Source organism: Methylobacterium sp. WL64 (assembly GCF_008039945.1).
Taxonomy (GTDB): Bacteria; Pseudomonadota; Alphaproteobacteria; order Rhizobiales; family Beijerinckiaceae; genus Methylobacterium.
In genome coordinates this window covers 1-6,359 of the sequence record NZ_VRVA01000195.1, presented here as the reverse complement: position 1 = coordinate 6,359, position 6,359 = coordinate 1, and the positions used below count along the sequence as shown (strand labels likewise).

The following is a 6,359-nucleotide window of genomic DNA, read 5'->3' as shown; positions in this document are numbered from 1 at the left end:
GAAATCGCCCGGGGGTGGCCCACGGCGATGTGACGGGGGCGGCGGCCCGTCGTTGTCGAAGTCGTCGCGTGGCCGCGGCCGGAAGCGCTCGCGCGGCGGCGGGGGCCGGTCGTAGTCCTCATCGGAAGGCGGGGGTGGTCGCCGGTCGTCGTAGGGCTGCGCTGCGACCCCGACCGTCGCGAGGACGAGCAGGGCAGCACCCGATAGGAATGCACGCATATGGCCTCCGTGAAGCAGTCCCTCAGAGGGCTCGCGAGCGCATGAACGGCCGGTGACCTGCTTGGTCACGCCCGAGATATGGAGAGTTGCAGTCGTGCATATGGTCCGCCAAACAGGTGACTAATCGCATTGCGGCGGAACAGCGTCCGCCAGCGCCGCCTCTGATGCTTTGGCCAATTGTGGATCATTCGACATCGCTGGCAGAAGGCCGCGAGGATGCCGCAAAACTCACTTCGTCGTTCTCAGCAGGGCGGCTGAGCCAGCCTCGAATACACGCCTAAGAAGCTGAAGTTCCGTAGGGTTTCAAAGGGCCATCGGGTACCAGTCGGTGCCAGCGCGTTTGCCAGCTGGGTGCCATAAGTTTTGGGTATCACACCACACGCACTGAAGCTGCCAGCACCTCGGTCGCTGCGACTTACGCCCTCGACCCGAAGCCGATCGCAGCGACGTGCAACAGGCCGAAGCAGCGCCCTCGTTCCCAAACATTCGCGCCTGTTCGGAAACACTCGAAGATGTTCTCTGCACACCTGTGCACCCCAGTGCGGATCGGCTTGCCCGGCCCGATCCGTGACTACGGGTGCCTTGGTCTGTAGGCGAAACAACCTCGCCTCCGCGCCCCTGTGCTGTTCCGGATGAGCACCATTCGTGCCCCCCTCATGGGACCTCGTCACTCGACAGGGCGGGCACCATCTTGAGCCCATGCCCGGGCGGCACGACCAGACCTACGATCCATAGAAAAAGGCCGGCATCCTGGGGTGGCTAGTTCGACCTCGTCGAGCGCGTCGCTTGACCTTCCCATTGTGGGAGGCCCCATGTCGCGGCCCGACACGTAAGTGATGGGGACAAGCATGCGGCAACTCGTCTGGCTGATAGGCGCAGGACTCGCGGCGACGTTGGTTGGGAGCGCGATCGCTCAGAGCCACGATCGCATGCATATGGGCCATGCTGGCCCGCAAAGCGGCGATACACCTGCAACACGCGAGTTCAAGGCATCACACGAGCAGATGATGCGGAACATGGCCGTACCCTACACAGGCGATCCGGACGTCGATTTCCGCCTGCAGATGATCCCGCACCACCAAGGGGCGATCGACATGGCCAAGGTCGCCATGAAGCGCGCTAAGGACCCGTGGAGCCGTCAGCTTGCCGAGTCGATCATCGTGGAGCAGCAACGCGAGATCGCTCAAATGCAGGCGTGGCTCGAGCAGCACGGGGTCGCAACGCGGCCAAGCGGTCAGCCGTCCTACATCATGGGCGCCGACTCATACCGGAGCCTGTCGAGCGAGGCGGGGACCCGCACCGAGGCAGTGGGTCAGTCGTGGGCTCCGGGAGGCGGCATTCGCTGAGCGTCGGCGCCCTAGCCGTCCCGGCTATTTCCTCTGCTCGGACTCCGCCTTGGCCTTCTCGAAGGCCTCGTGACCGGAAGTCTCGTCGACCGCGTCCTTGCTCTCGGGCTCGCTGCCTGCAGTTGGGTCCGGCACGTTGACGTTGCGGATCGGAACCGTGGGCGGCACCACGCTCACACCGTGAGGCTTGTCGATCTCGGTCATGGCCATGCCGCTCCCAGTGACACCGGCACGTCGTACGGACCAGATGACCCGCCCGGCATCATCCCTCAACGTCGCAGATCCTGCACGATTGGCAATCATTGGCACGGATGGCGCCGGCCCGTACCCGCCGGCTATCGCTGAGAGCCGGAAGGCGGGCCTGCTGCCCCGCGTACCGATCCACTACGTCACCAAGCATCTGCAGCAGGGCATCGAAAGCGACCACTTCCGGGTGAAGCGATCGATGCCGCGGGTAGGCGGCTTCCGCTCGTTCAACACGGCGCAGCGTACGATCCAGGGCTGCGAGGCCATGCTCTGGCTGCGCAAGGGCTTCGGGTTCGCTGGCGCATGGACGGTGCGCGAGCAGAACCAGCTACTCGCGCTCTGCTTCGGATCTTCTCAGGCGAACAAAGCGTGAAAGTGGGACGGAAAAGGTTATTCCGCGCCTCAGATCCGAGTTTGCGACAAGCCCATCTAAAATGCCAAAGCGCGATGGCCTCGCCAGGCGTGACAGTGCGGGACGTGGTGCCGGGGATCAAGGACCGTCCCTCCATCGATTGCGAGCGAGCCCACCGGCGGTTCGCACGCGACGCGGACCGGCCGTCAGATGGAGTTCCGGCGTCACCGCGGTTCAAGCCTCCGACGAGGCCCGCGATCTAGCTCCGGAATGGGGCTCCGTCGTGGCATCGTCGGCAACCTCCACGGTGTGCACGTCAAACTGCGCCAGCAGCGCCGTGCCGAAGCTCGTCGAAATGGCGACGTCCGTGGCATCCCGGCCGCGGGCGATGACGATGCGTCCGATACGCCTGGCGTCATGGCGGGCGTCGAAGGTGTACCATCGCGGCCCCTCTGGACCGTCGAGGAACACCTCGAACCAGGCCGAGAAGTCCATCGGGTTCGGATCGACTGGAACGCCGATGTCACCGAGGTAGCCGGTGCAGTAGCGCGCCGGAAAGTTCATGCACCGGCACAGCGTCACCGCGAGGTGGGCGAAGTCGCGGCAGACGCCGACGCGTTGGTTGAACCCGTCGAACGCGGACCGCGTCGCGTCAGCGAGCTGGTAGTCGAACCGAATGCGCTCGTGCGCCCATGTCACGATGGCCGCGACCCGCGCCCAGCCCTCGGGCGCCCCGCCGAATAGCGACCACGCGGTACCGGCGAGCTTGTCAGTGTCGCAGTAGCGCGACCCGAGAAGGTAGATCAGCACCTCGTCCGGGAGGTCCTGTACCGGGATCTGGCGCGCATCCGGGGCGTAGGCGTCCAGTTCGCCGGTATCCGCGATCAGGAAGTCGGCCGAGACGGTAATCCGACCGCCCGGCGAGAGCAGCCTCACGCAGATGTTGCCGAACCTGTCGGTGTACTTTCGGATCGGAACCGGCGGGTCGACCCGCATCTCATCCGAGGTCAAAAGGTCATGCGCCCGCGAGGGATGGACGTCGAGCTGGTAGATGATCGGCGTCGGCCCGAACGTGTCGTAACCGATGGTGTAACCGGTACGTATCCTGATGGTCGTCCTCCGCGTCGCCCGTCGACGCTTCAACGGCGGTCTGTAGCCACCTGCATCATGTGTGCCTCCGACGTGTCATTCGGCTGCTTTCGGGGAGGCGACGGCATCGGTCCGTGCGGCGCGTCGCCGGCCGGCGAGCTCGACCGGAGGCAGCCCGACGATGTCGTAGGTGGCCGAGGCGATGCCGATGCCCGCGTCGTCCAGCCCGACCAGGATCTCGCGGCTCATCGCGTCCTTGGCCCCTCGGATCTGGTGGGTGCCGAGGATGAAGCGGACCGTCAGCTCCAGCCAGTTGTCGGTTATGCGGAAGAACACGCGTGGCTCCAGGTCGATGGGGTCGACCCCGAAGCGGTCCTGCAGGCTTGCCTTGGCGTCACCGGTCATGGCATTCGTGTCCAGGGCATGCCGCCTCGCCGCCGCGAGCATGACCGCCTCGACCTTAGCGCGATCCGCCTCGTAGGTGATTGGGATGGACATTTCCTCCCAGATGAACGGGAAGTCGCGGGTGTAGTTGAACACCGGCTCGGAGAAGATCTGCGCGTTGCTCACCGTGACGATGCGGCCGGTGAACTGGCGGCTCCGCACCCACATGGCAGGGCTGCTTCCCTGGACGGCCGGCGGTTGGCCCATCTCCATGATTGTGGTCTGGATGAAGCCAAGGCGGAGAACGTCGCCGCGCACGCCGCCCATGGTGATGCGGTCGCCCACGGTGAAGGTCGAGCCGCGCAGGATCACAAAGTAACCGGCGAGTGAGGTGACGACCTGCTGAAGGGCGAAGGCGAGTCCGGCCGACATCAGTCCGAAGGCGGTGGCGAGCCTCGCGGGATCGTTGAACCAGATTGAGAGCAGGCCGAGGACCAGCAGCACCGCCGCGACAAGGCTAATGCCCTGACGCGTCCAGAACTTGGTCTGAAGGGTGGAATGGTCGGTCCGGGTCAGGACCAGCCCGACCAGCGCCCGCAGGCCCATGCCACCGCCGACGACCACCGCGATGAACACGAGCGAAAGGACGAGTTTCCGCCCGTTCTCGGCGTTGACGCCGACCCAATCGATTCCGAGGAAATGCAAGTCTTCGTCCTTCTTGTAGTCGAGGCGCGTCGACGTCCCAGTCGGATCAGTTCGCCTTCGGTGACGGGGCGGGCGTCTGCGGCTCGGGTGCAACCGGATGGACCGTCATGGCCGGTGGCTGGTCCGAGAGCACCTGCCGGGCTTCCACGAGCTTGGCCTGGGCCATGGCGAGTTCCTGGCGTGTCGTCGCGAGGCGATCTTCGAGGGCGGCAATCTCCTTGTTGCGCCCGGCCAGCGTCTCGGTCAGCGTCGCGAGTTGCGCCTGGGCGTCGGCCTGCTGCTTGCGCAAAACCTCAACCGCCGCGGTAGCGCCGTCACGGTCGACCGACAGCTTCTGGATAGCCTGCTCTGCCTGCCCACGCTCGGAAATGACTCGGTCCCGCTCGGCCTGGGCCGTGGCGAGATCCTTCTGGGCCGACGCCAGTCCGTCCTTGGACTGCTGCAGTTGCTGGCCGGCGTGAGTGATCTCGGCGGTAAGCTTGTCCCTGGTGGCGTTTAGGCCGGCGATGGCCTGCTCCATCTCGTCTCGCTGCTTTGTCGCCTGCTCGGCTGCGGTTCTGGCGTCGGCGAGCGCCTTCTGGGCCGCTGCCGAACCCTCACGGGCCTTCTGCTGGCTCTCCTCAGCCTTCGCGAGATCGGCGGTCTTGGCGGTCGCTTCCTGAGACATTGCAGCAATGTCGGCTCGCAGCTTGGCCTCCTGCTGGCGCGTCTCCTCAAGGCGGCGCCCGACGTCGGCGAGCTCCTTGGTCCTGGCCGACGCCGACTGCTCAGCCGCGGTGGTGGCTTCCTTCATCGGCGCGAGCTTTTGTTCCGCCTGGGTCACCTGCGCCTGCAGGTCGACAAGTTTCTTGGCCTCGGCGTCGGCGATGGCCTTGGCCTCTGCGGCCTCGCGCTCGGCAGATTGCTGTTCCGTCGCCAAACTCGCCGCCTTCGACTTGGCCTGTTCCCCGGCCTGAGTGATGTCCCGTTCCTGCTGCTGGGCCGATGCGATCCTTGTCTTAAGCTCGTCGAGGGTCCCTGCCGCCGCCCGCTGCTGATCGAGATCCGATTGCATTGCGACCTGCCGCGTTTCTAGGTCCTGGATGCGGTGGTCCCGCACCGTCCTCTGCCGCCCACCGGCGATGGAGGCGACGACGAGCCAGACCATGAGAACCGCCGCCACAACGGCTAGGCTGAACGGGAGGGGCCTGCGGAGTTCGGAACGGTAGTCGATGGCCATGGCGGTCTCGTGGGTGTGGGAGGGGACGGGTCAGGGCGAAGTGGCGGCCTCGCCGGGCGTCGGTTCGGCACCGACGGCCCCCAGCTCGGGGGTGGGGGTGCTCAACGCGAGACCGCCACGATCCGTCCTGACCAGGGAGCCGATCATGCCGAGGAGGGCGTGGTGTTCGGGGGATCCGTTCGCCGAGGCGAAGAAAGCCGCGAGCTCGATGCGGGACGACCTCCTGCCGGAGAGCATGTTCGGCTCATGGAAGACGTACACGTCCGCGGGGTCGTCACCGCGACATAGATACCAGCGATCGTCGTTGGACCCGTCATAAATCAGCGTGCACATGGTTGGCATCTGAGGGTTTCCACCGTCTCGTCCCCGGCCGAAAACCGCGCCTGTCGTAATCGTAGCCCAGTACGTAGACCGTTCAGCGGCGGCCGTGGACGACCATCGCGAGGAGGTAGCCGAGCGCGCCGGCCATCGCGGCCATCATCAGCGGGGACTCCTTGGCGTAGCTCGTCACCATGTCGGCACCCTGGCGGTAAGCGCGCTCGGCGTCGGGGAAGGCGTCGCGGCCCTGCCTCACCGTGTTCTGAGCGAAATCGCCGGCCTGGTCGGCGACGTCACGGACGGCATCCTTCGCTTGCCCGTACAGGTTCTCGACGTTGCCCTTGGCCTCGTTGGCCGCGCCCTTGGCCTGGGTTTCCCGGTCGCCGGTCAGATCGCCGACGACGCCCTGGACCTTGCCGCCAAATTCCTTCGCGTCGCCGGTAATGCGGTTCTCATCCATTTTTCTTCTCCTGGGTTGTGG

General features: G+C 65.8%; 7 protein-coding genes and 2 pseudogenes. 2 read left to right on the top strand and 7 right to left on the bottom strand.

Features of this window, described 5'->3' with window-relative positions:
• Window positions 1-219 (bottom strand): annotated as a pseudogene (locus FV242_RS35225) (hypothetical protein); the annotation flags it as partial.
• 848 nt (window positions 220-1,067) lie between these two features.
• On the opposite strand from FV242_RS35225, the gene FV242_RS32145 reads away from it, so the two are divergent.
• Window positions 1,068-1,565 carry a DUF305 domain-containing protein gene (locus tag FV242_RS32145; protein WP_147941765.1) on the top strand — a complete coding sequence of 166 codons (498 nt, stop codon included), beginning with the start codon at window positions 1,068-1,070 and terminating at the stop codon, window positions 1,563-1,565.
• Between the two features lie 24 nt (window positions 1,566-1,589).
• Here the strand turns inward: FV242_RS32145 and FV242_RS32140 are convergent, their stop codons facing one another.
• On the bottom strand, window positions 1,590-1,769 hold the full coding sequence (locus FV242_RS32140) for a hypothetical protein (RefSeq protein ID WP_147941764.1): 180 nt from the start codon (window positions 1,767-1,769) through the stop codon (window positions 1,590-1,592).
• Window positions 1,770-1,866: 97 nt separating this feature from the next.
• On the opposite strand from FV242_RS32140, the pseudogene FV242_RS32135 reads away from it, so the two are divergent.
• A pseudogene (locus FV242_RS32135) lies at window positions 1,867-2,184 on the top strand (DDE-type integrase/transposase/recombinase); the annotation flags it as partial.
• 213 nt (window positions 2,185-2,397) lie between these two features.
• On the opposite strand, the gene FV242_RS32130 reads toward FV242_RS32135, so the two are convergent.
• The 5 genes from FV242_RS32130 to FV242_RS32110 all read right to left on the bottom strand — a co-directional run.
• Window positions 2,398-3,273 (bottom strand): transglutaminase family protein, encoded by an 876-nt coding sequence (locus FV242_RS32130; RefSeq protein WP_147941766.1) that lies wholly within the window; start codon window positions 3,271-3,273, stop codon window positions 2,398-2,400.
• Window positions 3,274-3,348: 75 nt separating this feature from the next.
• Window positions 3,349-4,341: a mechanosensitive ion channel family protein gene (locus FV242_RS32125; RefSeq protein ID WP_147941763.1), complete on the bottom strand. Its 993-nt coding sequence runs from the start codon at window positions 4,339-4,341 to the stop codon at window positions 3,349-3,351.
• A gap of 46 nt (window positions 4,342-4,387) precedes the next feature.
• Complete coding sequence (locus tag FV242_RS32120; protein WP_187278659.1) at window positions 4,388-5,560, bottom strand: chromosome partitioning protein ParA; 1,173 nt, start codon at window positions 5,558-5,560, stop codon at window positions 4,388-4,390.
• A gap of 30 nt (window positions 5,561-5,590) precedes the next feature.
• On the bottom strand, window positions 5,591-5,893 hold the full coding sequence (locus FV242_RS32115; RefSeq protein WP_187278658.1) for a hypothetical protein: 303 nt from the start codon (window positions 5,891-5,893) through the stop codon (window positions 5,591-5,593).
• 82 nt (window positions 5,894-5,975) lie between these two features.
• The coding region (locus tag FV242_RS32110; RefSeq protein ID WP_306440339.1) for a CsbD family protein at window positions 5,976-6,359 on the bottom strand (384 nt) is incomplete at its 5' end.

What these genes read in the sequence shown, in the direction of transcription:
- FV242_RS32145 (WP_147941765.1), top strand. Translation starts at nt 1,068, where the DNA reads ATGCGGCAACTCGTCTGGCTGATAGGCGCAGGACTCGCGGCGACGTTG.
- FV242_RS32140 (WP_147941764.1), bottom strand. Translation starts at nt 1,769, where the DNA reads ATGACCGAGATCGACAAGCCTCACGGTGTGAGCGTGGTGCCGCCCACG.
- FV242_RS32120 (WP_187278659.1), bottom strand. Translation starts at nt 5,560, where the DNA reads ATGGCCATCGACTACCGTTCCGAACTCCGCAGGCCCCTCCCGTTCAGC.
- FV242_RS32115 (WP_187278658.1), bottom strand. Translation starts at nt 5,893, where the DNA reads ATGTGCACGCTGATTTATGACGGGTCCAACGACGATCGCTGGTATCTA.